The following is a 25,846-nucleotide window of genomic DNA, read 5'->3' as shown; positions in this document are numbered from 1 at the left end:
GTGATTAAATGTGAGTATTCATCATTTTACTGGTGAGAGATGCAACAAACGGCTTCAACTGAATTTTTAAGCATATAAATACTGGTAGCAAACATGGCAAAGAAAGGTTTTTTTTCCTGGTTTCGTAAAGATAAGCCCGTCCCTGAAGTTGAAGAACAGCAGCAACTCGATGTTGATGCGGAGAATGAAGTTGTAACAGAGACTGCAGAGCAACCTCAACAAGCTGAGCAGCTAGAGCAAACTGAAGCAACAGCGCGCCTAGACGTTGAACGTCTTGAAACTGAACTTGCAGAACAAGCCCGTATCGACGCTGAGCGCATTGCTGCAGATAAGTTGGCCGCTGATGTTTTAACCTCAGAAAAGCTCGCCGCAGAAAAGCTAGCTACTGAGCAGGCAGAGCAACAAAAGCAAGCACTAGAGACTGAACGTTTAGAAGCTGAACGTGTTGAACAACTTCGTCTTGAACAGCTTGATCTAGAAAATAAGCGTCTTGAGCAAGAGCGTGTCGACAATGAACGAGTAGAACAAGCCCGTGTCGATGCTGAGCGTACTGCAGCAGAAACGTTAGCAACTGAAGCCTTAGCTGCAGAACTAGCCGCACAGCAATTAGCAGAACAACAATTAGCAGAACAACAGGCAGCCGAGCAACAAGCACCGATAGAGTCTATTGAGTTAGCACAACAAGATGAACCGCAAGCTAAACCACAAAAAGAGGGTATGTTTGCCCGCTTAAAACGTGGCTTAATGCGCACCAGTGAGAATATTGGTTCTGGCTTCATTGGCTTATTCCGCGGTAAAAAAATTAATGAAGAGTTATTTGAAGAACTCGAAGAGCAATTGTTAATCGCTGATGTGGGTGTTGAAACCACCAATAAATTAATTAAAAGCCTGACCGAGCATGCATCTCGTAAGCAGCTTAAAGATGCTGAAGCGCTTTATGATTTAATGCGTGAAGAAATGCAAAAAATGCTCGATCCGGTAGCTATTCCTTTAGTTCCCGATAACGCCAATGGCCCATTTGTCATTCTTATGATTGGTGTCAATGGTGTAGGTAAAACCACCACGATTGGTAAACTGGCTAAACAGTACCAAAGCCAAGGTAAATCTGTCATGTTAGCTGCCGGCGATACCTTCCGCGCAGCGGCAGTTGAGCAGTTACAAGTGTGGGGACAACGCAATAACATTCCGGTAGTGGCCCAGCATACTGGCGCAGACAGTGCTTCAGTTATATTCGATGCCTTACAAGCCGCTAAAGCGCGTAAAGTAGACGTATTAATTGCAGATACAGCGGGACGTTTGCAAAACAAAAGTCACTTAATGGAAGAGTTGAAGAAAGTCGTGCGAGTGATGAAAAAACTCGACCCAGATTCGCCTCATGAAGTCATGCTAACGCTAGATGCTAGCACTGGTCAAAATGCTATTAGCCAAGCACAGTTGTTTAAAGAAGCGGTTGGCGTGACGGGGATTACCATCAGTAAATTAGATGGTACCGCCAAAGGCGGGGTGATTTTTGCGATTGCCGATAAGTTTTCTATTCCTATTCGTCATATTGGTGTCGGTGAGCAAATTGATGATTTGCGTACTTTTAACTCCAATGATTTTATTGAAGCATTATTTAGCCAGGATAAAACGGACCAATAATTTATGATCCAATTTGAGCAGGTCAGTAAAATCTATGCTGGAGGCCAAAAGGCCCTTATGGATGTCAATTTTCACCTCCGACAAGGTGAGATGGCTTTTTTAACCGGCCATTCTGGTGCGGGTAAAAGTACCTTGCTCAAACTCATTACGGTTATTGAACGTGCTACGGCAGGTAAGGTATCTATTAATGGGCATAACATTGCCAATGTAGGGCCAAAACATGTGCCCTATTTACGTCGTAATATTGGTGTGATCTTCCAAAATCATCACTTGTTGATGGATAAAACCGTATTTGACAATATTGCCTTGCCGTTAGTGATCGAAGGTTTCACCCATGGCGAAATTCGTAAGCGTGTTGCTGGCGCACTCGACATGGTGGGTTTATATGGCAAAGAACGGCATTTGCCGATAATGCTGTCGGGTGGTGAACAACAACGAGTCGGCATTGCCCGCGCTATTGTTAACAAGCCACCACTGTTGTTGGCCGATGAACCTACGGGTAACTTAGACCCTAAATTATCGATGGATATTTTACGCTTATTCGAAGCCTTTAATGACTCGGGTACTAGCGTGCTAATTGCCACCCATGATTTAGGCCTTATTGCGCGCATGAAATATCGCACTTTTACTCTGCGTGAAGGACGTATGCTCGGTGGAGAAAGTTCTACTGCTGGTGGGGAGACAATACGATGAGTAAAAAAGTGAATATTACTCAGAGTAAATTACCTTTAAGCGGTCGCATTGTGATGTTTTTTATTCGCCATGTGCAACAAGGCATGTCGAGTATGGGCGAACTATGGCGCAGCCCTGTTTCATCCATTATGACCATGGCTGTATTGGGCGTGAGTTTAAGCTTACCCGCAGCATTGCAGGTTCTGGTTAAAAATGCTGAAAACATCACCCAATCTTGGAACAGTGCCGCTGAAATTTCGTTATTTATTAACAAAGGCCGCAGTGAACAATCTATTCAAAGTTTGTTGTCGCGTATTAAAGCTTTCCGCGAAGTTGAATCGGTGACCTATATCAGTCGCGATCAAGCATTAGAAGAGTTTCAACGCTTATCTGGTTTTGGTGAGGCATTGTCATATTTAGATGAAAACCCATTACCCGCAGTGGTTACGGTAACGCCTTCGCTTAAATATTCTAGTCCCTCTGGGGCGCGTGAGTTACTGGTAAAATTAGAACGTGAATCTGAAGTTAACTTTGGTCGTTTAGATATTGAATGGTTAGAACGTCTGCAAGCTTTGCTTAAATTACTTGAAAAAACCGTGTTGGCAATTGCTGCCTTACTGGTTCTTGCGGTGGTATTAGTAATAGGCAATACGATTCGGCTTGCGATTATGAATCGTCGAACCGAAATTGAAGTGATGAAGCTAGTGGGTGCGACTGAAGCCTTTATTCAACGTCCGTTTTTATACACTGGAATTTGGTATGGGGTCATCGGTGGCATTTTGGCTTGGCTCATTATTAATGTGTTAGTGTGGTATCTCGATGGCGCCTTAGCTGAGTTGCTGGGGTTATACGGCAGTGAATTAACGATTCAGTCATTATCATTTTCAGAATTGATTAAACTGGTGTTATTGGCATCATTTTTAGGCTGGTTGGGCTCATATTTATCTGTACGACAACACTTACGTAGCATTGAACCGTCATAATAGCAGGCGTATAATTAAAGTTGAGCCACAATAATGAACGTTTGTTCACTTGCATTGTAGTGACCTTGCGGTAAAAATGTTCATCTAGTAGAACCTTATTTGACATATGATGTCATATAGTTGATAGTTTATCGGCTAAATCGAGTGAGCTCTGTTGTGTAGTGAACCAAGAGAGCTTGTTCATCGTACTGAAGTTAGCTGAAATATATTTTTGAATGTAGTAGGAGAGCGAATGACTTATCAAACGCAATCAATGGCGCTGGCGGTTCCACACAATGCTAGTAGCCTAGAAGCGTACATCCAGTCTGTGACCAGCATCAATATGTTGGACGCGGATACAGAGTACGACATCGCCAAGCGTTTACAAGAAAATGGCGACCTACAAGCGGCAAAACAATTAATTATGTCGCATCTTCGTTTTGTTGTGCATGTTGCAAAAGGTTATTCAGGATACGGCTTACCACAGGCAGATCTAATTCAAGAAGGTAACATTGGTTTGATGAAAGCGGTTAAACGCTTCGACCCAGATGTTGGTGTTCGCCTTGTGTCTTTTGCGGTGCATTGGATTAAAGCTGAAATTCATGAATACGTGTTGAAAAACTGGCGTATCGTGAAAGTAGCGACCACTAAAGCACAGCGTAAATTATTCTTTAATATTCGTAAGTCTAAAAAGCGTTTAGGTTGGTTTAGTGACGCTGAAGTGACAATGGTTGCAGAGAATTTAGGTGTATCGAAAGCAGACGTGACCGAAATGGAATCACGAATGGCAGCTCAAGATCCGGCCTTCGACTTAACCAATGACAGCGATGACGACCATCATGATTTTGCCCCTGCATTATATTTAGAAGATCATTCTTCAGATGTGGCAGATCAGGTTGAACACGCCAATTGGGAAGCAGACTCTCAAACACGCTTATTATCGGCAATTAAAACCTTAGACGAACGTAGTCAGCATATATTACGTGCGCGTTGGTTAGATGATACTAAAGTGACTTTGCAGGAACTTGCATCGACTTATGAAGTCTCTGCTGAGCGAATCAGACAGCTAGAAAAGAATGCCATGAACAAGCTTAAATCTTGTATGGAGTAACACTCCAGCGCATTCGATTCTGATAGATTAAAACCTGCTACGGCAGGTTTTTTTATGGCCTAAATTTGATGATTTGGCAGCGAAGCTTTATCAGCATTAATTGATTTTGAACTTAGCGAAATCCAATGTAGATCCATTCACTTTAGAGCTAGCCAATTTCGTGTAGGCCAATTTCGAATAAGCGAATTTAGCATAATCAAATGAACCGAAGTAATTCATAGGTTAATCGTTATTGAGCACAGTCATTATGAGGCTGTTTTTGCGGCGTCTATCTGGGTTTGAATTGCGTTGATGATGCTTTTTCTTGGCACTTTTAAGCCACTGGAGACGATGTCTTTTGGCCAACCAAAAAATTGTCTTGGTCGCTTGAAACGCGCCAAAGTTGATTCAACTAACTGACTCAGCTGCAAGTTGATGTTATCGATATTAACACCATTTAAATCAGCAGCTTTGGCATTAACGGTTTCGAGTCCAATTGCATTAGTATTATTATCTGCGACACAATAATCAATAATGGCAGCAGGTAAGTGACCGAAAATTATATCGTCTATGGCAAATACAATTGCTTGTGCGACATTAGGATGGGTTAATAACACCGCTTCAAGTTGTTCTGGATGAATGTTCTCACCGCCACAAATAAACATGTTATCCATACGACCTAAAATACTCAGTTGCCCCTCTAGATCTAGTTGTCCTTTGTCGTGGGTACAAAACCAGCCTTGATCATCTAATGGTAAGCTTAACCCCTGGTCGGTTAAATAGCCTAAAAATAAACACTCACCTTTTACCCAAATCACCCCGTCTTTCAACCTCAGTTGTCTTGAAGGCAAAGAACAACCATGATGGCCTAATAAATTGGCTTTAGCGGTGGTAATTTGCGAGCTCATCTCTGTCATACCATAGCTGGTGTAAGCGTTAATATGTAGATGTTGTAGTGCATCAATAAGTGCGGGCTCTATAATGCCACCGCCCAACAGTAATGCACTTATATTGGTAAACGCTGCGGGATGTTGCCGGAGTATCTGTATCGCTTGGGTTGGCACTAATGACACATGGGTGATATGGCTACTTGCAAGTTGTTCGGCCAGTGTCAATGCGGGATCTCGCAATACAATACAGGCTCCAGCTAAAGTGCAACGATGGATAATGGCCAACCCACCAATATGAAACAGTGGTAACGATAATAGCCAAGCGTCAGACGGCGCTAAAGCAATAAACGTTGCAGCCCCTTTAGCGCTGCTCAAATGGTTAGTTAAGCAATGTACCGCAGCTTTGGGTGTTCCACTTGAACCAGATGTGAGAGTAATATTGGAAGCTTGATGCGGTGATACCTCGACAACTTGGTTGGTTAGTTGATCTACTTTTTGAGGCAGTTCAATATCGAGCCAGTAGGCAATCTCAATTGCGGTTCTTCTGCTGACGTTATCGGTCCATAACCATTGGAGCTCAAAGCGTTTGATAAGCTGATTAATCTGCACATCAGCCAATCGAGGTGACAAAGGTAAAAATATCCATCCCGCATCAATGCATGCCCAATATAGGCAAATCATGTCAATATTATTGTGTGACACACAAGCCACAATATCGCCATGCTTAACACCTTGAGATTGTAATTGTTGCACTACACAGTGAACTAAACCACTTAACTGAATATAACTGACGCGAGTCGTGGTGCATGTATTGTTGCAAGTCTTATTACAAGTAGTGATGCTTGGATCGATGGCTTCATGGCGACCTTCAATAGCAATAGCATCTGGATGATTTAATGCTGCTTGATGTAAAGGTGACATCATTATATACCTGCCTCGCCAGAGTCTTGTGGCTGGCCGATGTGAGTCAGTAATTGCAACACTTGATGATTTAGCCGCGGAGAAAACTCAGAGGTTGCTAACAACACGGGTTTGCTAAAAGCGCTCAAAGTATCTAAGCCTGGTGATTCATCTGGCGTGAGTGCCTGGCTCACTATGCGTAAGCCGCTGATACCGAGGTCAGCTTCTAAGCTTGAACTTAAAATACAACGCACACCAGCAAGATGAGCTTGGCTAATCATATTTTGCAATTTTTCCAGAGAACCCAATAACATGGGTTTGATAATTAATGCGCCTAAACCGGGTTGTTGCAATGCTAAATCGAGATCAAATTGAGATGAATTCAATGACTCATCTAAGGCATATTTTATTCCCAATTGCCGGTATATTTGGGCATTGTCACTTGGGTGAATGCATGGCTCTTCAATGTATTCAATTTTGTGTTTTGGTAAACACGCTAAAAAGTCGATAGCCTGTTCAAGGCTAAAACCACGATTAGCATCTAAGCGTAATGTTACATGCGGTGCTATTGCCAGCACTTGATAAATAAATTGAATTTCGCTCGCCATACTGGTTTGAGCGACTTTAATTTTTACGCTGTTGATGCTGGTCAGTGTCTGTAACTTTTGAGTAATAACGTGTGCTGACATTCCATCATAAAGTAATGGCACCACAGCTAACTGAGTCTGTGGATTTTCGATGCGAACAGGCAATCGATGGCTTAGTTTTGCATCCAATAAGCTCAATGAGAATGCCAATGATGGCTGCGATATATGCTCGGCAATATTGGCTAGAATCGCTAAGGGTTGATCGATCAAACTCGGTAATATTGACAACAGTTGTGATATCACCTCATCAAGCGACTCTTGGCTAAACCCCGTTATTGGTTGGCTATCAATATCGAGGCCTGATAATGGCGCTATTTCAACCCAAGCCATTTGCCGATTATTAAGCTGGAGAGTAAGCACTAACCCTTTACGAAAATCAATTCGTTGTATGCCTACAGGTAAACTAGGGTTGAGTTCAATTTGATATTGATACAGCGTACAGCTGATTATCGTTAAGTTATCTGATGACATTGTTACTCCTTTGGATCCGTTAGCGGATCTAGGCACAATAACGCCAGTAAGGTGTCGGTAAACAATTGAGGATGCAGGCTGTGAATATTATGTCCTGCGGCGTGCAAAGGATGTAACTGCAAAGTGCCTAAACCAGACTCTGCCAGTGTCGCCTGCCAATCGATAGCCACTTGAGCAAATTTTTTGTCATCAACCCCATACATAAAATGACATGAACACTTTAGCGGCTCAAGTACGGCGCGGCAGTCTTGCTGCAAACTAAGAGACGTTGTTATGTAACAATTGGCTAGGCGATGTGGATCATTGCTACGGCGTATGGCAATGAGTTGCTGCTTTTGAGCTTCGCTCAAGTCGTTAAAAACTGCTTGTTGATACCAAAGAGCGAGAAAGTCTGCGATGGGTAAATGCTGTAGTTTTTTCGCCCAGATATTATCGCTTTTGGCTCGCGCGGCTTGTTGCTGAGCATCTTGCAAGCCAGGGTGAGCGGATTCGAGGGTTAAGCTTAAGAGTGAATCAGCATAACCATCTGCAATATGCAGCGCTATTCGCCCGCCTAATGAGTAACCCAGTAAATGAAACTGCATATAGCCCATGCTATGCACTTTACTGACAATAAGCTCTGCTGCTTGGCGTAACCCTGGTGAATCTAAGGTGTCTTCGTTAGCGCCATGCCCCGGTAAATCAATGCAAATACAATGGAAATATTGACTTAATCGTGGCATTAAAATAGACCAGTCGTCTTTGCTGCCCAAAAAACCATGTAGCATTAATAATGCAGGTAATTGTGGTTGGCCAAAACGACGGATCATTACCATTAGTGTTGTTTCACCCATTGACTGATTTGTGTTATTTGATCGCTGGCTTGAGTCGGGCTGACATTAACTTCAATCACAGAGGCACAATTAAACTCAAAGGCTTCTTGATAGGCCTGATTAAACGACTCAATATCATCTGCTTGCCGATAGGCCAAACCAAACATGGCGGCGCCATAGCCAAACTCTAAACCGTGGCTTAATCGATAAAAGTCATTGCGTAGGCTTTCATTGGGTACAGGCAACAAATTAAAAATATTACCGCCATCATTGTTAATAATAACCAGCACAAATGGTTGAGTCATTTGTTTTAACAGTGCCAGAGAATTGAAATCATGCAAACAGGATAGGTCGCCCATCACTAGGGTTGTAGGTGCATTTTTATCTGCGGCTACGCCACAAGCGGTGGCAATTAATCCATCGATGCCCGATGCCCCTCGGTTGGTATAAATTGCCGGTGTGTTGGTCGCAATTGGCGCATACATATCGTAGAGTCTAATAGGTAAACTATTACCGATAAACAGTATATGTTGATCTGATTGAGCCAATGCTATGGCGCGCACAACTTGGGCTTCACCAAAGGTTGTATTGTCGATTTGTTGCTTAAACAGCGACTCTAATGACTCATTTAACGGTAATAACTGTAATGCCCAGTTGGCTTGTGATGATCGCGGCCAAGGTAATTGGCATACCGCTTGAACACTTGCTTGATAAAACTCTTTAGACTGATGGGTTGGGTCTAAACGATCCCCGTGTTTAACGACATGCCAGTAGCTATGCCAGGATTGTTGGGCAATATATTGAAGTAATCGTTTGGAAATGAAACGACCACCAAAGACTAATATCCGCTCAGCTTGTTCGAGTTGTTTGTTGGCTTTCGGGTTTAATAATAACTGGTCAACGTGGCCGATTACACTTGGATGCTGACGCAACTGTGATTGTGCATCAACCAATACTGGCCAGCCAAGTTTTTGCGCTAACGCGACGATTTGCTGTGGATTATCTTCAGGAGCTAAGGTGCCAACCACTATCACACCTTTACCATGAACAAAGCGCATTAAGGTGTCTGTAGTCGGTAACTCAGCACTCGTTAGGCTAGCATAGCGTGTCAGTGGTTTAGTGTTTTCAAACCATTGGTTTAATGGCGCAAGATAGGTTGATGTTGTCACACTGGCCGTTTTCTTTACATGGGCTAATGTCACCAATTCTGTAGGGTATAACGGCTCACGGTACATGCAGTTTATGTGTACCGGCTGATGTTGATTAGCTAAAGCATGATCGATAGTACTCAATAATGCATTAGCCGGATAACCAAGATCAGGCGTTGGTAAATTAACTTGCTTAGCATATTGAGCAAAAATAGCGGGCTGAATAATCGCTTGATTCGCGCCACAATCAATCAGCTCTGGTGGTCTGTCACCAGATAGAATAATCAGTGGCACATGGGTTAGCCACGCCTCAACAATGGCCGGATAAAGATTGGCCACGGCGGTGCCTGAAGTGGTAATGATGGCGACTGGCGCATTGCTGGCTTTTGCCAGTCCAAGGGCCATAAACCCTAAACCACGCTCGTCAAAATGAATATGACGAGTGAGCTGGGTTTGACTAGCAGCGGCCAATGTTAGCGGAGTTGAGCGAGAACCTGGTGCCATACACACATGCTTAACCCCTAAGCGTGCAAGCTCTTCCAAGATCAATTGACCCCATAACAAATTCATATCGGCGCTGGTCTGTTGTTGCATATTGGCTCATATTACAAATAAATAAACGAATATTAGTGTAACGCCAAGTTAGCGTTATATCTAAGATTTAGCGCAGATTTTTATCCGAAACCTGCGAAATAAGCTGTTAAGGTTACAATCAAATATCAGCCTTATTCTCTCTTGTTTTATTTATGTTGTGCTAATGTTGTTAATATGATTTATTTATAGTATTAAAAACAATAACAAGGACCTTCGGAATATGGAATCTGCTGCATTATTAAAAAGAGTTGATGAGTTACCTCGTTTACCCAAAGCCGTTAGTGAATTGTTAGATGCGGTTAATAATGAAAATACCACCGTTAAGAGCATTTCTGCCAAAGTGGCCCAAGATCCCCTTATCAGCGCTAGAGTATTGAGATTAGCTAATTCAGCTCATTTTGGTCGCAGTCGTGAAGTAGGTTCGATTGACGAAGCTGTGATTCGTTTAGGTATGCAAACGTTGCGAACGTTGGTGATTGCTTCTGCGGTTATTGGTGCTATTCCTGATGTAGAAGGTATCGATTTAGCCGAATTCTGGGGTGAAACTTTTGAAGTCGCCCTGTATGCGCAAGAAGTAGCCAAACGTTGTGGCGTCGCACCAGATGAAGCTTTTACATGCGCAATTTTACACAATATTGGTGATTTGCTAATCGCTTTTGTTGAGCCTTCGATTTCAGCACAAATTAGAGCTGCTGTCGCTGAAGGGGCTGATAAGCAAAAGCTTGAAACGAGCTTATTAGGTTTTGACTCACCCTCTGTTGGTGCCTTACTTGCTAAAACATGGAAATTTACTCCAGCTCTAGTACAAGGGATCGAATATCAACGTGAACCGCTTAATGCTAAGCCAGCTTCTAAGTTGGCTGCCGTTATCTATTTGTCGCACGAGGTATTCGCACATTGGAATGATCAACGAGATGATGAATCTTTTACCGCTTGGTTGGCAGCCATCACTAATAACAAAGCGGGTATGATCAAAATGGATATGGCTGGGCTAGGCGAGAAGCTCCTTGAGTTAAGAGGTAAAGGGCTAGAAATAGGTAAGCAATTAGCCTAGTTACAGTTAACACTCTTAACCATTAAGCTCTGTCTATACAGAGCTTTTTTAGGCTTGATTGTTAATCCATTCGCTCATGACCACATGAGTTTTAATTTTGACGATGTCAGCTTGAGCATCAATAAATTCACGGATCTCATGCAATCGTTGCATTGAATTTGCATGCACATAAACCAATAAATCCATGTCGCCAGTAATGCCTTGGCAAGTTATCACTTCCGGTATGGTGGTGAAAATATGGATGACTTCGGCGCAGCGGGCGCAACGATGTTGAATTTCAAAGTATGCCGACACACCTTGTTTTTGCGACTCACTCAGTAAAACCTGATAACCACGGATAACACCCGTTTGTTCTAATTTCTTAATTCGTTCGGTTACAGCACTACGCGACAAACTCACTTGCTCAGCAATAAACGAAATACTCTGTCGAGCATTGTGGCGTAATTCGTTTATAATTGCTTTATCAAATTTATCCAATGATTTATATCCCGATAATTGTGTGTCACAGCTACGTTCTGTCATTATGACGGAAAGTTGCCTTTAATCCGTCATATTGTCGGTTTAGTAAGGCAACTTGAGCTCACTAACCCGCAGAATGTTTTACTGTTTGGCCTTATAATATCGCAATATATCACAGCAAGAATAAGATAATGAATCAAATGACCGCAACAATAGGACGCTGGCAAGGTGCTGGCTTAATGGCCACCACATTGCTAGGCACAGGGGTATTTATTTTACCGCAAATGACCATTGAGGTAGCGGGCTCTGGTTCACTATTAGCATGGTTATTATTAACGGTAGCAATTATCCCGGTCGCATTAGTATTTGGTTTGTTAGCGAGTCGATTCCCACATGCTGCTGGGCCTGCTTATTTTATAGAAAAAGCATTTGGTGCTACAGCGGGTCGAACTATCGGGCTGATCTTTTTATTAGTGATCCCCATCGGCGCGCCTGCTGCAATTTTAATGACCTTTCAATTTTTAGAAGCATTGATATCAATTTCTGGGCTAGGTCAATTAGTCGCAGAGTTATTAATTGTGGCTGTGTTATTGCTGCTGAATATTAAAGGTATTCAGGTGTCGGCAAAATTACAGTTTGCATTAACCTTATTGATTGTATCGGTAGTAGCAATATTATTTGGTGCCAGCGGATTAAACGTCGATCAGCTAGAAACCTTTGCGCATAGTAGTCATCCGCAGTTTAGTGGCGTGATGCTAGCAATGGGTATTGGTTTTTGGAGTTTTCTAGGCATTGAAGCCATGACACATCTTGCCAGTGATTTCCGCCAACCCGATAAAGATTTGCTGCCTGCAATGATGATGGGCACCGTATTAGTGGGCGTTATTTATTTAGCCTGTACTTTTTTATTGCTAATGGTACCAACCGAGGGTGACGGCTTAGCGATGATATCGGCATTTGATTATTTATTATCGAATACTTTTTTGGGCGGCTATGGCGCGTATATCATCGGAGTATTGGGCATTGCCAGTGGGTTAGCAACCGTGAATGTGTATGCCGCTAGTGCTGCGCGTTTATTGTGGAGTTTCAGTAAAGAAGGCATTTTACCGCGCTATTTTGATAAGCTAAATCCTCACGGAGTACCTTTTAGAGCCTTGTTTGCCATTTTAGGCGCCATGGCGGTGGTGATTATTGTGACCTTTTACAGCACCCAAGAATTAGAAGACTTAATCGCTTGGAGTAATGGCGTGTTTGTGATTATTTACCTATTGGCGATGTTGTCGGCGGCTAAATTACTCAGTAAACGATACTTACCGTTGGTGATTGCAGGTTGTTTATTTTGTGTTGGTTTAGGTATCGCACTTGGCAGTAATATGATTTACGCCATCGTATTGGTGTTGGTTGTCGCCCCTTTTATGTGGTGGCAAAAAGCTCATCTTACCCGTAAATATTTGATGACTGATAGCCAACATTAATTGGCTATCAGTTAGCGCGTTTCCATGGCGATATTGCGCATTTGAATCAGCTCACTGTGCTTTAAGTGGAGTAAATCAGCTGTGCGACGGATAATTTGGTCTTCATATTGCGACAATTCACCATCGGAATACGCTAGTTGCCACATTGACAGCAGTAATTTTTGTTTATCATCAATGCTAAATTGAGCATTGATTTCGGCGGTAAACTCAAATAGAGATGTGGCATTTTTACGGCTTTGTTTTGCCTCTTCTATAAGGGTTATCGCTTCTTCTGAGTTAATGCCTAACGTGTTTATGAGCATTTCAGGCAGTAAAGCAGCTTCAGCAGCAGCCAAATTTTCGTCGGCGTACACAACCTCTTGCAATAGGGTTGCCGCGGCCAGGTTGAGGTTTTTCTGTTTCTCTTCTGGGCTACTTTCTTGAGTATGCGATTGGAGAAATTGCTTTAGTTTGGCGATCATAATTATTCTGTCCAATGTTACTATTCATTTTTATGCTAGCAAAAATGCTAATCCCAAGCGAATGGCTTGGGATTAAATAATGTTAACGCGGGTGTTAGGGTAGCTTTAAGCCGTCTTAATAATGATTATAAGACTGAACCTAAGCCTTTCATTAATAAATCAACTGTACCGTCACCACCACTCTGTTGGAGATAGTTTTTAGCGATATCAACCATCGGAGTAATATATTCTTTTGAGATACCAAGCTTTTCAAAAGCATCATATACCATTGCGCTACCTTGTAACGCAGAGCCTAAATCACCTGCTTGTGACAATAATCCTGACATGCCATTGCCTGATGATAAAGCAGGAACTGCAGCCAGTAGACCGTCTGCATTAGGGATGCTGTCGCTTAATTGGCTAAAATCATTTTCACCTAAATTGGTTTGAGCCAAGCTAAGTAGTGAGCCTAACCCGCCTTCTGCTTGGGTTTGAGACAAGCCAAGTTGAGACATAACGTCACCCACTAAAGCACTTGATTGCTCTGTTGTTTCAGACAGTGCAATGGTTTTGGCTTGTTCTGTTGCTGGTTTTTTAGTTATTTCAGCCACGTTGTCTAACCAGCCCGCAGATGCTGGTGCTGAGAATGCGAAGACGGTAAACAGTACCGGTAATGCGGATGCTAATTTCATAATGAGTGTCCTTTAATGTGGCTCAATGTCTAAACTTAGGCATCATTTTACCCTGATTTACATAAATGCGACAGATGATCGCGATTTTTGCTCATTAGACTTGTGCAAAATGCATTTTTTTTGGGTATCCTAAGCGCAATATTTGTTGTTAATAGATTACTGGAACCCACATGTCATTGTTTGCAATTTTGACTGAAGCATTTAACTTTTTTCGAAACCACATCCGTCAGCTTGCCGTACTGACTCTGCCATTACTGTTAATCCAAGTCGCTATTCAACTTTGGCTAGGTAATGAAATGTTGCAGGCTGATGCTGAAAACCCTCAATTCGGTGCTGTTCATGCTGCAGCAATGATGGTGCTATTGTTGGTTTTTTCATTTTTAATTGCCGCATTAACCTTATATTTAGAGCTGCGCTCCCAAGGTCACGATCTTGCGCCAGCACAAATATTAAAGGCTAGTTTACCATTTGTACCGCCATTATTACTGGCTGGAGTATTTTCTGGTTTAGCTATTTTAGCGCCAGTGATGATCTTTGCTGCGTTTGGCCCACTATGGTTGATAGGCTTAATCGTGAGCTTGTACTTGTTTTCTCGCCTAGCCTATGTGAACTTTATGGTGGTGGTTGAACGTTTAACACCTTTAGAAGCGATTAAGAGTAGCTTTAAATTCAGTGGCCCAATAACAATTAAAACCATTGCGGTATTATTGCTGTACGTGCCATTGTCTCTTTTAGCTGGCATGTTTTCACAAGTCGCGATGCAAGTTGGTTTTCCACTACAACTGGTAGTAGAAGCTACATTTTCGTTCTTAGGTTTATTTGTTAATATTGCGTTATTTAGATTGTATATGGTTAATCGTAAAACACCGGATGCTGATAAAGCAGAGGGATAAATATTCAATCAACTCGCTAAAAGGAGAAACCATTGTTAAATGATATTGAGTTTATTAATGGTTTCTCTACTGAGTTAAGCGACGATTATCGTTTAGCTAAAAGTTATGTACGCGATATTCCTACCCAAGCGTTAGTCTACATTCGAAGCTTTACCCATAAACTCGCCGCTCAATTAGCGGTGCAGCATGGAGTAACGTTTACCTCAGCAAACTTATATGATCGTATTGAGCAGCTGAATCAGCGACGTGTTATTGATGTTGCCGCAGTGCGGGCGTTACACCGATTACGCAGTGATGGTAATCGCGGCGCACATCCTGAAAAATATCATTTAACTCAAACTCAGCTTGTTAACATCGCGGAAAAGTCGATCCATCAAATTCTGCAGATAATTGAAAAGCTATATCCCTCTCTGCATCCAGGTGTTGCTCCGCATTATCAATTTGAAGCATTTGATTCATATGCTGGCCGCGACTTATGTTATCGCGCAGTGATGAAAAATGATCCCGAAGCACAATATTTAGTGGGGATGTCACTTAAAGCCAAAGGATTAATGTTACAAGAGCAAGAGCGCGCGATGGCGCAAACGACTGATTATTCACGCGTAGCAACTTCTAACTTAGCAACTTCCGACTTAACAACTTCAAGTCCAATATCGTCAAGTTCAACGCCAGCAAAATCAAACACTTCAAGTCTACTATCAACCACGGTTGAACAAACGTCAGCGGATGTATTTGCCCAAGCAGCACATTGGTTTCATATTGCATCAGTTCATCATCAAGCGGCATTATTTGAACATGGCGTGAGCTTACTGCACGGCTATAGTGGTGCGGCGAATCCTGCGGCGGGCGAGGCGTTTATTGCGCAAGCTGCAGCACAAGGTATTGTTAATGCGCAGGCCTTATTAGGTTTCTTTTATCTAGTTGGCAGTGATCAATTTGAAGTGGATATTCATCAAGCCGAATCATTGCTGACATTGGCCGCTAATGCGGAAGATGCTGAAGCGATGTCAAATCTTGGGGTGCTGTTTTATCAAAACCAGCAATTCGAACAAGCTTACTTATGGGTAAATAAAGCCGCGAAAACCGGTTACCCGCATGCACAATATCATTTGGCGCTGATGCTTGAACAAGGTGAGGGCTGCCAGGTTGATGTCGCAACTAGCCAGCAATGGATGCTAGAAGCCGCCGAACAAGGCCAATTAGATGCGATGTTACGCTGCGGCAGTGATATTTTGCACGACGATGGCGCCAGCCAACAGCAACTCAATATTGCGGAACACTATTTACATGAAGTGATTAAATACGGCCGTAATGTCACCGCGATGATCGAACTGAGTGTCGCCTTAGCCGACGGCATTCTAGGCCGCATCGATGTAGTGCAAGCAGCGTATTTATTACAACAAGCTAATTTACATGCCAACGAGGTTCAGCGCCAAGTCATCGAGCCGCTTTGGCAGTCGTTACAGATGCAAATTGACAGTGTTATTGCGCTTAATCCAACGGAAAATGAATTAGCTACCTTGCAGCAGGCAAAGTGCTTACTCACGTAAATGACATTTGCTTTGTTATGGTTGTGTTTAAGCTGGGGTTGTTACTCAGTGATGACTCACGCTAGATAAGTGTGTAGCGCGTCTCTTCAATTCGCTTTAGTTAGAAACAATGCCTAATATTTAACTGATATATATTCAACATATCTCAACCTGCTTTGAAGCGCTTTGTGGAAAAACTTCACAGCAAGCCTAGCCTTACCATGCTCATACCAATAGAAAAGGTTAACGACAGGTGACAGCAATTAATATAACGACTTTGCCACCGCTTCCTGATGCGCATGCACTGGCTGTGTTATTGCTTGTGTTGCTTGCCCTGTTTCTATTTACCAGAGAATCTATTGCCATTGAGACCTCGAGTCTGTTTATTCTGGCAATGTTGAGCATCGGTTTTACAGTTTTTCCTTACGTCAATTCGCAGGGGCAACATCTTGAGGCGTTGCAGTTTTTCAGTGGTTTTGGCCATGAAGCGCTGGTGGCTGTGTGTGCCTTAATGATTGCCGGAAATGGTTTAGTGCGCACCGGAGCGCTAGTACCTCTTGGGCGAATTCTGGCGCGCTTATGGCTTGTTAGCCCAGCATTGAGTATGTTGCTGACCTTGCTGGTTGGCGCTTTTCTGAGTGCATTTGTTAATAATGTACCGATAGTCGTACTGCTGCTTCCTATTCTAATCAGTGTATCGCTGCGAACCGGAGAGCCAGCTTCGGGGATGTTAATGCCAATGGGATTTGCCACTCTGGTTGGAGGAATGAGTACCAGTATTGGCACCTCGACTAATTTGTTAGTTGTTTCAGTTGCTGCAGATATGGGCTTAAGAAGACTGCAGATGTTTGATTTTTTTGTACCGGCAGCAATCGTTGCCGCTATTGCTATTGTTTATTTATGGTTGATTGCGCCACGCTTACTGCCTGCTCGTAAGGCCATACTCAGCGATACCTCCCCAAGAATATTTACTGCCCAACTGGTTATATTGGAAGACGGTTTTGCAGTCGGTAAGACATTAACCGAACTGATTGAAAAGAGCTCAGGTTTGCTGGAAGTATCACGCATTATGCGGGGCACTGGAACCTATGTTGTACCGTTGCCCGATGCGCAAATTCAGGCTGGGGATCGGTTAATGGTGAATGACACTCCGGAAAATTTGAAGGAACTTGAAAGTGCTCTGGATGCCATGCTCTATGTCGGAGATACGCCTGTTGATGAAGAGCATCCATTATCCGGTGAGGGACAGCAGATTGCCGAAATAGTCGTCATGCAAGGTTCACCTTTGCTTGGTATGACCTTGAGGCAACTTAACTTTTATGATCGTTATCAATTAATGGTGCTGGCAATACATCGAGAGGGAAACTCAGTAGAGACGCTGCGTGAAAAAATAGCACAGGCCCGTTTGCGCATTGGTGATGTTCTTTTAGTGCAGGGAGATCAAGATACCATTGGCGAAATCAAACGTGCTGGTGAGCTATTAGTGCTCGATGCCACCGCAGATCTTCCGTACACGGATAAAGCGGTAACGGCTTTACTGATTATGGCGGCAATTATTCTTGTGTCTGCATTTGGGGATGTTCCCATTGCGATAAGCGCCGTAGGTGGTGTGCTGCTTATGCTGGTCACACGCTGCCTAACCTGGCGTCATGCTTCTATGGCGCTAAGTACTCAGGTCATTTTGATTGTGGCGGCGAGTTTGGCTATGGGATCGGCATTATTAAAAACCGGTGGTGCAGAGTATTTAGCACAAGTCTTTGTCGCGTTAACCGCAGGGGCTTCTCCGGCGGTTATTGTATCTGGACTGATGTTGCTAATGGCCATTATGACCAATATTGTGTCCAATAATGCTGCGGCAGTCATAGGCACACCTATTGCTATCAGCATTGCGCAGCAACTGCAGGTTAACCCTGAACCTTTTGTTATTGCGGTGCTATTTGGTGCAAATATGAGTTATGCCACCCCTATGGCTTATAAGACTAACCTGCTGGTAATGCATGCGGGCGGCTATAAATTTACCGATTTTGTCCGAGTGGGCGTTCCACTAACGATTATCGTTTGGCTGAGTTTATCGCTATTACTGCCAGTCATGTATTCGCTTAGCTGGTAATCTTTGAAGTGGCGTAATTATTTATCAATCTATGATTCATTGTACATAAATAATTTTATATCAATAAGATATCAGGCGATGATGCATATTGACCAATAACTTAAATGGTCGACTTTATTGAGTGAACCGTTCAATTAGTTGTTGAATTAAGTAGCAACGCAGAGCAATATGAGAATGTAGTTGAATGTATTATGCTCATTGTATTCGCTAGTGTTAGACCGATGTGATGGAGCACAATAATAACAATGGATTTTAATAAGAAACTTACTGACAACTCAGTATCAGTTACTGCAAATTTACTCGGTAACCAAGAGTCCACATCAACAATTATATTCCTATTAGCAAATCAAACTAATTAACCTAAGCTAGCAATCGTTTAGATCTAACAAGAGATTTGTGCTTTATAAACAATTCAATGCACAAATACTAAAACGTAAGTAGCCAGAAAAGGTGTAAAGTAAATATGGGCGTTTGGAAAAGATTATTGGTTATTTTTTTAGTGACGCTGTCATGCGTAGGTTGTGATCAAGGTACAAAGTTATTAGCGGCAGAGCATCTTCCAAAATTTCAAATGACGAGCTACCTTAATGACTATCTTAGAGTGGGTTACACAGAAAATATTGGTGCATTTCTAGGCTTAGGTAATAATCTATCTGAACAAGCTCTGTTTTGGTTTTTTGTTGTTTTGGTCGGTACATTTTTATTGGCTTTACTGGTTTATTTAATTTCTAATGCCAAACAGCACCTTGTCCCTTTAATTGCATTATCTTTAGTGTTTTCAGGTGGTATGAGTAATTTCTACGACCGTGTCGTTAATAATGGGGCCGTTATCGATTTTCTAAATATCGGTATAGGCTCGATTCGAACAGGCATTTTTAATGTCGCAGACATAGCAATAATGTTTGGTGTCTTTCTGCTTATATTTGCTCAAAGTAAGCATAAACCTACGGTGTAAAAGTCGACTAACGGGTCATTCATTTGGTTTTGGTTAAGCCTACATGGATATGTGCGAGGAAGACCTATCAGGCTCACGCATTCTGTTGTAAAGAGTCTTCAACGGCCTCAAGTTCAGAGTTGAATTTGTACATTTTCAATTAAGGAAAACACGATGAAAAGGGATTTCAATGAAAAACTTACCTACTACTCAACATCAATTGACAAAAACTGCCCTGTAACCCAGAGCCAGTATCAAAAAAAGCAAATACCAAAAGCATAAAGTGTACTAATTAATCTAGATTCGGTATCGGCCAAGTACAACAAGCTGTTTATGCCATGCAAACAGCGCAACGCATAAATACTAAAACGTTAGGCATACAAGGAGATCGTGTGGATAATCTTAAAAATGGATTCTTATGGGGTTTAGGTTTTGGTCTATCAATAACCATCATCATTTTAATTACTCAATATGTTAATCCAAGTGAATATGAGAAAATGCAAAGTTACAATCCTACAAAAATAGAAAGTTTTGAGGTAACTAGTAAAGTCAGCCGCCTAGAAGGTTCTAATTATGTCGTCGCGGGTGAATACAAGATTACTCAGATGACTAATTTTGAAATGTATAAGATTGAAGTGGTAATTCGTGATGAAAAGGGAGTATTCCTACAGCGATGTAGCTCTGATGTAGATAAATATAATATTGAAACAGAAAAAACTTTCACAAAAGTAGTCGTCTGCCGTGATTTTTCTGATTCTAGTTCTGTATCATCAATAGAAATAAGCTTGATGGGTTACAAGTAGCACCTATCCCAAGTGTTGAACAAGCCCGCACACATGAGATGTTACTCTTTATTATGTAAATAACAGTAATGTTGTTTAAGTGTTTATGGCGTTGTTAGGTGAATGCCTACTGAATGGATTAATTTAGGGTCTCAGAGAGGGATTTACTGCCATTAAATAATTCAAAGACTTTACCACCTAGCTGTGGTGTTCCTACAGCATAAGTCAGTGCTCGAGCAACATCTTCTCTGTGAATGGTCATTTTTTCTTTGCTGCTCGGCCGTTGGGTTTGGACTTTACCTGTGGCACGATCATCGGTTAATGAACCCGGTCTAAATATAGTGTAGTTAATCTGCCTGATGCTCAAATGTGCGACCAGTGTGTTGAGTTTGATTCGATTTAGGTCGGCTAAACATATCTGCGTAAGGCGCTGCTTGTTCGCGCTGAACATCAGCGCTGTCTTGGTAGATATCACCTTGTTGAGCTTGCGACTGGTTTCTCTGCAATATTTTTTTACCTAATAGCTGCAAAGTAATAAAGCTTAAAAAGCCCAATAACAATATAAAGGGCAATAGCACAATCGTGGTGAATGCGATGCTAAAAAACATCAGTAATGCCAAAATTGGGTTCATAGCCGAGAATCGACTTTTCAAATTGGCAGTGTGGAATGATTGATTAAATTTCATGATGGCTCCTGAATGCGCTTAGTCTGAAAATAGGTGTCTAAAAAACGTTATCTATAAATCAGTAACGATGACTTAATGTACAGCTTGCAACGTTTTGACATAATATGTCACGTTAAACCTAGTTAATGTGTTAAGTTTGTGAGCGAAAGTCTATTGAGTTAAATCAGTTTGGATTTGAGTTGTATGTAATACATTGCATTTGTGAGCCCGAATGAAGTTTATTCATCACACGGATAATACAAAAGAGTAAATCGACACTAGGTGTAGGAATACTGTTTATAAAATACTTTTAGTGATTAGTTACTTTCGCGGTCATGTTTTAACGGCTGTTTTGATGGCCAATAGGTGAGTCAATACTAACCTGTTATTTTTCAACTTTAGTTATGGTAGCCCTGCTTTAGCTATGATAGTTCTGCAGATTTGGCATGACTTAAACAAGATTGCTGATTCGAGTTTTCTCGTTCAATATTTGGATGTTGATGATAAATATTATCCTTAGGATTAGCTGTTGAAAGAGGTGATGATGCAGCATGATGCTGGCGCATGTATTGGCGGCTTAACAGTGTCATACCGATGAAACCTACAAACACAAACAGTAATATTAACGGTAACAATAGCAAGCCGCCGATCAAGACAGTGACAACCGTTGTTAATGCAGCCAATGGTCGCATTTTTTGCAGGCGTTGAATTATTTTGTGAGTGTAAATTGAACTGAACATCCTCTGATCTCCGAGGGTTTACTCTATGACATAGTCCATCAGGTTGGTTTGATGGACTATCTATTATTTAGTCGTTTTATTTGAGTGTTGAGTAAGCTAAAAGTTCAATGTCAGTTATTGGGTTTACTAATATGTTGGTTCGCGATGGCTTTATCGACGCTGCTGAAAATAATATTGCGAAACCATTGATGCCCAGGTTCTTGATTATTTCGTTCATGCCATAAGAAAACATACGCCATCGGCATAAATTCAAAAGGTAAGGGAATGGACACCAGCGAATATAATTTTTGTGCATGGTTAGCAAAACTAGAGGGCAAGGTAAAAATTAAATCGGTATGGGCACAAACGCTGGCAGCACCATAAAAATCTGGCACAGTTGTCGATAGGTTACGGTGTAAGCCTAAGTTGGCTAAGTGGTAATCTAGTGCCCACCAATCGTTACCTTCACATCTTACCTGTACATGAGACATGTTAAGGTAGTGAGCTTGATCCCAGCGACCATCTTTTACAGCCTGTAAAATAGGATGATTTTTACGCACTAAGCAAACTTGATGGTCGTTAAATAATATTTGCGATTCGATACCTTCAGGTACTTTGTCAATATTGACATCGGTTTGAGGCAGAATATCTCGACCTGCAATGCCAAAATCTATTTGTCCTTGCTGTAGGTCTTGCATGGATTTTTCGGTCCAAACATAGGAATCTAATTTTATTAACGGTGCCTGTTGTAATAATGGTCCGATAAAATAAGGTATTAAGGTTTCGTAAGCACTTTCGACCATCGAGAATGAAAATTGGCGGTTACTCGTCGCCGGATGAAAATTTGGCGGTTGCGTGAGCTTATACAAGTTTTGTAATACTAACGGCAGTTGTTGTCTTAATGCATCAGCATGTGCGGTTGGTTTTAAGCCGTGTGCTGTGCGTTGAAACAGTGGATCGTCTAGTGTTTCTCGCAACCGATTTAAGCTTTTACTGACAGCAGATTGACTCACATGCAAGCGATGGGCAGCCCGAGTGACGCTTTGCTCCTCAAGTAATACCTGTAGAATGACTAATAGATTAAGATCGATTCGAGCAAGGTTGTCTAAATTCATGTGATATTCTCAAATGGAAATTCACTTCGGATTTTATATCATTTTCATTCATACCTCCATTTGACTTATTATAGCGCCCTATTAAGGGTGACCTTTGTGTATTAAAAATTTGAGAGAAAGAAGTTTATGCGTCGTAACTTATTGCCATTGTTAATGTTTATGGTGCTTTTGAGCCCATTAGCTATTGATATTTATCTGCCGTCTATGCCTGCAATGGCGTTGGAGTACGGTGTATCTAACAGTGAAGTACAGTCCACCTTAGTGTTATTTTTATTTGCAATGGGCGTAGGACAAATTCTAATTGGCCCGTTAGCTGACCGTTTTGGCCGTAAACCTGTCGCGTTATTCGGAATTGTACTTTATGGCATTAGCAGTTTATTAGGTGCTTACGCGGTTGAGTTTGAATGGTTGCAGATTGCTCGCGTTTTTCAAGGCTTAGCGGCATGTTCAACCTCTATAGTGGTATTTAGTGCGGTACGTGACTGCTATTCCCGCAAAGAAAGTGTGTCGATGTACAGTTATCTAAATGGTGCAATTTGTGTGGTTCCGGCACTGGCTCCAACATTTGGTGGCTTATTAGCATTACAGTTTGGTTGGCGTTCTACCTTCATTTTTATGGCTTTGTATGCCATTTTTGTATTGTTTTTGGTAGGGTTCCGTTTTCCGGAAACGCGTCCATTAAATACCGACAGTACAGGGCCTTTATACCGTTGGAGCCGCTATAAGCCGGTTATTGGCGACCCTCATTTTATGTTTTATGCCAGTTGTTGCATGATCGCGATGGCATCAATTTTATGTTACGTGTCTTATTCGCCAGTATGGTTAATTGGTCATTTAGGCATTTCAGAATTAACTTTCAGCGGTTTATTTGGCCTTAATGCTGCGGTAAATATTGCAGCGTGTTTTGCTGCTCCAGTGTTGGTTAAGCGTATTGGTAACCGTCCGGGAGTGGTCGTGGCATTATCGTTGATGTTGCTTGCTGCTGTTATCGAAGCCGCGATGTACTTTGCTGGCCCCCAAGAAGGATTAGCAGCCGCAATAGCGTTTATGGCTCCGATGATGATTTTGTGTGTTGGCTTTGCTGTTTTACTTGGCCCTGCAACCAGTATGGCGTTGTCGGCTTTCGGTGAGCGCGCAGGTACCGCGACGGCGATGTTAGGTTGCATTCAAATGAGTGGGGCATCAATACTGACAGCGTTGATCCAGCTAACTGATATACCAGCACCTTATGCGATAGCGGTTGTTATGGGGGGCTTTAGTGCAGTATTGCTGATCATTATGGCAATGAACCGTTTAAGCCATCTGCATCAAGAACAGTTACAACATGACTAATTAGCTTTAGTAATATCACCTTTAACCCGCAGAATGCTAACCACATTCCGCGGGTCTTTTTTTGCCTCAATATGATAAAAATTAGAAACGGGCGTTAATTGCTATGCCAACATTAGTTTCTGAATCACTATTATACTCACCATTATCGAAATAATGTTCTAGTGAAAACTTAGCCGAGAATACATCTGAAAAATGCCAGAAGTAACGTGTATTTAAACCCGTTTCAGTGATGTTGTTACTGTGGCTACTTTTATTTGAGTCATCAATATTACTGCTGCTGAAATCAGTATTTACATCTGTCCGGTAGTAAGTCGCACCCACTGACCATGCGTTATTGATATACCAATCTGCAAACACTGCAACAGTATAAATGTCATTTTCAAAGTTTATTTTAGAGTCTTGCACTATAGTCGGAGTTGAGCCATCAACTTGAGTGAGCATTTCGTTGTTGATATATTGTGGGTTTTGATAACCTACAGCCCCAGTTATAAACACTCCAGCGGTTGATTGTAATGGAATAAAATGTTCGTAAGTTAACGTGATAGCATCAATGTTTTGGCTAAAATATGATTCAAATTCATATTCTAGATATGCGCCATTGTTAGATTCTGATTCTGAGTTGGTAGCGTAGTTCAAGGATAACTTTGAGTGTTCGCTAAAAAAATATCCAGCACTAATCTCGTATGTTGTGATGTCAAATACAGCATCATCTGCATTTAACTGGTTGACTCCAGCCCCCAAAAACCATTTTGAGTCAAAAACGTATTCTCCAGAGATGTTATATAAATCTTGGAAGTCAGTGGTGGCATAACGCGCAGAAACAGTTGAGCCTTGATTAAAGAATCCCGCCAATGCGTATGGCTTATCTGCTTGCTCAACCGCTTTAAAATAATAGCGATAATTGGCGTTAACTAGGCCATCCGCTTCACCTGATGAGTCTAAAAAACCGATTTCTGCTTCGTGGTGATAGGTATTATCTTGGGCTGCATATGCAGGGATTGTGGCCAATGCGAGCATTAATGCCACAGACATCTTTGTTCTAGTCATAGTAATGGTTCTTCCTTGAGGTATTATGGTGTAGAGCGAAGCATATTGAACTCAACTTTACATATTTGCAACAACAGATTTGCAACAAAATAAGACAAAAAATGAGCAGAAGTTATTGTATCCATTGCCAATACCCACAGTCGGCTTGCGTGTGTCATGCGCTCAACCCGGTGACGTCAAATACCGAGGTGGTGGTGATGCAGCATCCATCTGAAGTGGATCATGCTAAGAACACCGTGAGGTTATTGAAACTGGTGATGCCGCAGATGAAAATTTACGTGGGTGAATCTGCCGCGGACTTTATTGAGCTGCAACATTATTTAGCTGCGCAAACGAAGCCGATTTATGTGGTTTATCCAAATGAGCACAGTCAAACTGTAGCCGAGGCTGGAGCGAGTGAGGCTGCGATAATTATTTTAGTCGACGGTACTTGGCGTAAAGCATACCGAATGTTGCAGCTCAATCCGTGGTTACTTAATTACCCGTCACTGCATCTAGAATGTGAAGATGAGTCGCAATATATCATTCGTAAAGCGAAACGTAGCGACAGCTTGTCGACTCTGGAAGCGGTTGCCCACACGTTGATTGCCTTAAATCCAGCGGCTGATATCGCGCCAATATTTGCAGTGTTTAACGCAATGGTGCAACATAAGTTAACGGCTATGCCTGCTCTGGTTCGTGAGCGTTATAATGGTGATAAAATCAAAGGATAGGCAACATGAAACATTGGCTGATAAGCTCAGTTATTTTGCTCGTTACGGCGAGTACATTGG

Annotated in this window: 25 protein-coding genes; 13 read left to right on the top strand and 12 right to left on the bottom strand. The window is 42.0% G+C overall.

The genetic code is table 11. The features are described from left to right. Positions 1-93: 93 nt before the first annotated feature. The 4 genes from ftsY (at position 94) to rpoH (ending at position 4,386) form a co-directional block, all read left to right on the top strand. Positions 94-1,641: a signal recognition particle-docking protein FtsY gene (gene ftsY / locus CXF78_RS03705; RefSeq protein ID WP_102036008.1), complete on the top strand. Its 1,548-nt coding sequence runs from the start codon at positions 94-96 to the stop codon at positions 1,639-1,641. Positions 1,642-1,644: 3 nt separating this feature from the next. Further along, positions 1,645-2,334, top strand: a complete 690-nt coding sequence (gene ftsE, locus CXF78_RS03700; protein WP_011635766.1) for a cell division ATP-binding protein FtsE — start codon at positions 1,645-1,647, stop codon at positions 2,332-2,334. Further along, on the top strand, positions 2,331-3,296 hold the full coding sequence (gene ftsX / locus CXF78_RS03695) for a permease-like cell division protein FtsX (protein WP_102036007.1): 966 nt from the start codon (positions 2,331-2,333) through the stop codon (positions 3,294-3,296). Before ftsE ends, ftsX begins: the two co-directional genes overlap by 4 nt. Before the next feature lie 232 nt (positions 3,297-3,528). Then, positions 3,529-4,386 carry an RNA polymerase sigma factor RpoH gene (gene rpoH, locus CXF78_RS03690; RefSeq protein WP_011635768.1) on the top strand — a complete coding sequence of 286 codons (858 nt, stop codon included), beginning with the start codon at positions 3,529-3,531 and terminating at the stop codon, positions 4,384-4,386. A 245-nt stretch (positions 4,387-4,631) separates the two neighbouring features. Here the strand turns inward: rpoH and menE are convergent, their stop codons facing one another. From menE to menD, 4 genes are read right to left on the bottom strand one after another with little or no spacing between them, the layout of a single operon-like run. Continuing rightward, a complete protein-coding gene (gene menE, locus CXF78_RS03685; protein WP_102036006.1) occupies positions 4,632-6,179 on the bottom strand; it encodes an o-succinylbenzoate--CoA ligase in 1,548 nt (515 codons plus the stop codon). Next, complete coding sequence (gene menC, locus CXF78_RS03680) at positions 6,179-7,273, bottom strand: o-succinylbenzoate synthase (RefSeq protein WP_102036005.1); 1,095 nt, start codon at positions 7,271-7,273, stop codon at positions 6,179-6,181. Before menC ends, menE begins: the two co-directional genes overlap by 1 nt. Before the next feature lie 2 nt (positions 7,274-7,275). Then, positions 7,276-8,106, bottom strand: coding sequence for a 2-succinyl-6-hydroxy-2,4-cyclohexadiene-1-carboxylate synthase (gene menH / locus CXF78_RS03675; RefSeq protein WP_257984827.1), 831 nt, complete (start codon positions 8,104-8,106; stop codon positions 7,276-7,278). Further along, a complete protein-coding gene (menD, locus tag CXF78_RS03670; RefSeq protein WP_102036003.1) occupies positions 8,088-9,827 on the bottom strand; it encodes a 2-succinyl-5-enolpyruvyl-6-hydroxy-3-cyclohexene-1-carboxylic-acid synthase in 1,740 nt (579 codons plus the stop codon). The genes menH and menD overlap by 19 nt, the downstream gene beginning before the upstream one ends. 220 nt (positions 9,828-10,047) lie before the next feature. Between menD and CXF78_RS03665 the strand changes: the two genes are divergently transcribed. Next, entirely contained in the window at positions 10,048-10,881 is an 834-nt protein-coding gene (locus tag CXF78_RS03665; RefSeq protein ID WP_011635773.1) for an HDOD domain-containing protein, read from the top strand. 48 nt (positions 10,882-10,929) lie between these two features. Here CXF78_RS03665 and CXF78_RS03660 read toward each other — a convergent pair whose 3' ends face one another. Further along, positions 10,930-11,358, bottom strand: a complete 429-nt coding sequence (locus tag CXF78_RS03660; RefSeq protein ID WP_041413293.1) for an Lrp/AsnC family transcriptional regulator — start codon at positions 11,356-11,358, stop codon at positions 10,930-10,932. 173 nt (positions 11,359-11,531) lie between these two features. On the opposite strand from CXF78_RS03660, the gene yjeH reads away from it, so the two are divergent. Further along, positions 11,532-12,815: an L-methionine/branched-chain amino acid transporter gene (gene yjeH, locus CXF78_RS03655; RefSeq protein ID WP_102036002.1), complete on the top strand. Its 1,284-nt coding sequence runs from the start codon at positions 11,532-11,534 to the stop codon at positions 12,813-12,815. Between the two features lie 11 nt (positions 12,816-12,826). On the opposite strand, the gene CXF78_RS03650 is transcribed toward yjeH, so the two are convergent. Both CXF78_RS03650 and CXF78_RS03645 read right to left on the bottom strand, forming a co-directional pair. Next, the gene (locus CXF78_RS03650) at positions 12,827-13,276 is read right to left on the bottom strand and encodes a tellurite resistance TerB family protein (RefSeq protein ID WP_102036001.1); all 450 of its coding nucleotides are present in this window, start codon (positions 13,274-13,276) and stop codon (positions 12,827-12,829) included. A 125-nt stretch (positions 13,277-13,401) separates the two neighbouring features. Continuing rightward, a complete protein-coding gene (locus CXF78_RS03645) occupies positions 13,402-13,947 on the bottom strand; it encodes a DUF2780 domain-containing protein (RefSeq protein ID WP_102036000.1) in 546 nt (181 codons plus the stop codon). A gap of 170 nt (positions 13,948-14,117) precedes the next feature. Here CXF78_RS03645 and CXF78_RS03640 point away from each other — a divergent pair, with 170 nt between their 5' ends. The 5 genes from CXF78_RS03640 (at position 14,118) to CXF78_RS03620 (ending at position 20,216) form a co-directional block, all read left to right on the top strand. Further along, the gene (locus CXF78_RS03640) at positions 14,118-14,840 is read left to right on the top strand and encodes a hypothetical protein (RefSeq protein ID WP_011635778.1); all 723 of its coding nucleotides are present in this window, start codon (positions 14,118-14,120) and stop codon (positions 14,838-14,840) included. A gap of 32 nt (positions 14,841-14,872) precedes the next feature. Next, positions 14,873-16,390: a DUF4145 domain-containing protein gene (locus CXF78_RS03635; protein ID WP_102035999.1), complete on the top strand. Its 1,518-nt coding sequence runs from the start codon at positions 14,873-14,875 to the stop codon at positions 16,388-16,390. A 232-nt stretch (positions 16,391-16,622) separates the two neighbouring features. After that, on the top strand, positions 16,623-18,479 hold the full coding sequence (locus tag CXF78_RS03630) for an SLC13 family permease (RefSeq protein WP_011635780.1): 1,857 nt from the start codon (positions 16,623-16,625) through the stop codon (positions 18,477-18,479). A 463-nt stretch (positions 18,480-18,942) separates the two neighbouring features. Next, positions 18,943-19,434: a signal peptidase II gene (gene lspA, locus CXF78_RS03625; protein WP_102035998.1), complete on the top strand. Its 492-nt coding sequence runs from the start codon at positions 18,943-18,945 to the stop codon at positions 19,432-19,434. Between the two features lie 317 nt (positions 19,435-19,751). Continuing rightward, a complete protein-coding gene (locus CXF78_RS03620) occupies positions 19,752-20,216 on the top strand; it encodes a hypothetical protein (RefSeq protein ID WP_101084915.1) in 465 nt (154 codons plus the stop codon). Positions 20,217-20,334: 118 nt separating this feature from the next. Here CXF78_RS03620 and CXF78_RS03615 read toward each other — a convergent pair whose 3' ends face one another. From CXF78_RS03615 to CXF78_RS03600, 4 genes are all read right to left on the bottom strand, one after another. Then, a complete protein-coding gene (locus CXF78_RS03615) occupies positions 20,335-20,562 on the bottom strand; it encodes an NAD(P)H-binding protein (RefSeq protein WP_257984826.1) in 228 nt (75 codons plus the stop codon). Further along, positions 20,543-20,881: a hypothetical protein gene (locus CXF78_RS03610; protein WP_011635784.1), complete on the bottom strand. Its 339-nt coding sequence runs from the start codon at positions 20,879-20,881 to the stop codon at positions 20,543-20,545. The genes CXF78_RS03615 and CXF78_RS03610 overlap by 20 nt, the downstream gene beginning before the upstream one ends. 401 nt (positions 20,882-21,282) lie before the next feature. Further along, on the bottom strand, positions 21,283-21,600 hold the full coding sequence (locus CXF78_RS03605; RefSeq protein ID WP_102035997.1) for a hypothetical protein: 318 nt from the start codon (positions 21,598-21,600) through the stop codon (positions 21,283-21,285). Positions 21,601-21,710: 110 nt separating this feature from the next. After that, on the bottom strand, positions 21,711-22,694 hold the full coding sequence (locus CXF78_RS03600; protein ID WP_011635786.1) for a LysR family transcriptional regulator: 984 nt from the start codon (positions 22,692-22,694) through the stop codon (positions 21,711-21,713). Positions 22,695-22,820: 126 nt separating this feature from the next. Here CXF78_RS03600 and CXF78_RS03595 point away from each other — a divergent pair, with 126 nt between their 5' ends. Beyond that, positions 22,821-24,026 (top strand): multidrug effflux MFS transporter, encoded by a 1,206-nt coding sequence (locus CXF78_RS03595; RefSeq protein WP_102035996.1) that lies wholly within the window; start codon positions 22,821-22,823, stop codon positions 24,024-24,026. A gap of 81 nt (positions 24,027-24,107) precedes the next feature. Here CXF78_RS03595 and CXF78_RS03590 read toward each other — a convergent pair whose 3' ends face one another. Next, a complete protein-coding gene (locus tag CXF78_RS03590; protein ID WP_145991369.1) occupies positions 24,108-25,073 on the bottom strand; it encodes a putative porin in 966 nt (321 codons plus the stop codon). A gap of 101 nt (positions 25,074-25,174) precedes the next feature. Between CXF78_RS03590 and CXF78_RS03585 the strand changes: the two genes are divergently transcribed. Then, a complete protein-coding gene (locus CXF78_RS03585; RefSeq protein WP_102035994.1) occupies positions 25,175-25,786 on the top strand; it encodes a tRNA-uridine aminocarboxypropyltransferase in 612 nt (203 codons plus the stop codon). Positions 25,787-25,846 lie beyond the last annotated feature (60 nt).

The sequence above is a fragment of the Shewanella sp. 11B5 genome, from assembly GCF_002836795.1.
Lineage (GTDB): Bacteria > Pseudomonadota > Gammaproteobacteria > Enterobacterales > Shewanellaceae > Shewanella > Shewanella frigidimarina.
The sequence above is the reverse complement of the archived record's forward strand: the minus strand, read 5'-3'. Positions and strand labels throughout refer to the sequence as shown.

Bases quoted from the DNA above. Each gene is read 5' to 3' on its own strand.
- ftsY (WP_102036008.1), top strand. From the start codon at position 94: ATGGCAAAGAAAGGTTTTTTTTCCTGGTTTCGTAAAGATAAGCCCGTC.
- ftsE (WP_011635766.1), top strand. From the start codon at position 1,645: ATGATCCAATTTGAGCAGGTCAGTAAAATCTATGCTGGAGGCCAAAAG.
- ftsX (WP_102036007.1), top strand. From the start codon at position 2,331: ATGAGTAAAAAAGTGAATATTACTCAGAGTAAATTACCTTTAAGCGGT.
- rpoH (WP_011635768.1), top strand. From the start codon at position 3,529: ATGACTTATCAAACGCAATCAATGGCGCTGGCGGTTCCACACAATGCT.
- menE (WP_102036006.1), bottom strand. From the start codon at position 6,179: ATGATGTCACCTTTACATCAAGCAGCATTAAATCATCCAGATGCTATT.
- menC (WP_102036005.1), bottom strand. From the start codon at position 7,273: ATGTCATCAGATAACTTAACGATAATCAGCTGTACGCTGTATCAATAT.
- menH (WP_257984827.1), bottom strand. From the start codon at position 8,106: ATGGGTGAAACAACACTAATGGTAATGATCCGTCGTTTTGGCCAACCA.
- menD (WP_102036003.1), bottom strand. From the start codon at position 9,827: ATGCAACAACAGACCAGCGCCGATATGAATTTGTTATGGGGTCAATTG.
- CXF78_RS03665 (WP_011635773.1), top strand. From the start codon at position 10,048: ATGGAATCTGCTGCATTATTAAAAAGAGTTGATGAGTTACCTCGTTTA.
- yjeH (WP_102036002.1), top strand. From the start codon at position 11,532: ATGAATCAAATGACCGCAACAATAGGACGCTGGCAAGGTGCTGGCTTA.
- CXF78_RS03650 (WP_102036001.1), bottom strand. From the start codon at position 13,276: ATGATCGCCAAACTAAAGCAATTTCTCCAATCGCATACTCAAGAAAGT.
- CXF78_RS03645 (WP_102036000.1), bottom strand. From the start codon at position 13,947: ATGAAATTAGCATCCGCATTACCGGTACTGTTTACCGTCTTCGCATTC.
- CXF78_RS03640 (WP_011635778.1), top strand. From the start codon at position 14,118: ATGTCATTGTTTGCAATTTTGACTGAAGCATTTAACTTTTTTCGAAAC.
- lspA (WP_102035998.1), top strand. From the start codon at position 18,943: ATGGGCGTTTGGAAAAGATTATTGGTTATTTTTTTAGTGACGCTGTCA.
- CXF78_RS03620 (WP_101084915.1), top strand. From the start codon at position 19,752: ATGCAAACAGCGCAACGCATAAATACTAAAACGTTAGGCATACAAGGA.
- CXF78_RS03610 (WP_011635784.1), bottom strand. From the start codon at position 20,881: ATGAAATTTAATCAATCATTCCACACTGCCAATTTGAAAAGTCGATTC.
- CXF78_RS03605 (WP_102035997.1), bottom strand. From the start codon at position 21,600: ATGTTCAGTTCAATTTACACTCACAAAATAATTCAACGCCTGCAAAAA.
- CXF78_RS03600 (WP_011635786.1), bottom strand. From the start codon at position 22,694: ATGAATTTAGACAACCTTGCTCGAATCGATCTTAATCTATTAGTCATT.
- CXF78_RS03595 (WP_102035996.1), top strand. From the start codon at position 22,821: ATGCGTCGTAACTTATTGCCATTGTTAATGTTTATGGTGCTTTTGAGC.
- CXF78_RS03590 (WP_145991369.1), bottom strand. From the start codon at position 25,073: ATGACTAGAACAAAGATGTCTGTGGCATTAATGCTCGCATTGGCCACA.
- CXF78_RS03585 (WP_102035994.1), top strand. From the start codon at position 25,175: ATGAGCAGAAGTTATTGTATCCATTGCCAATACCCACAGTCGGCTTGC.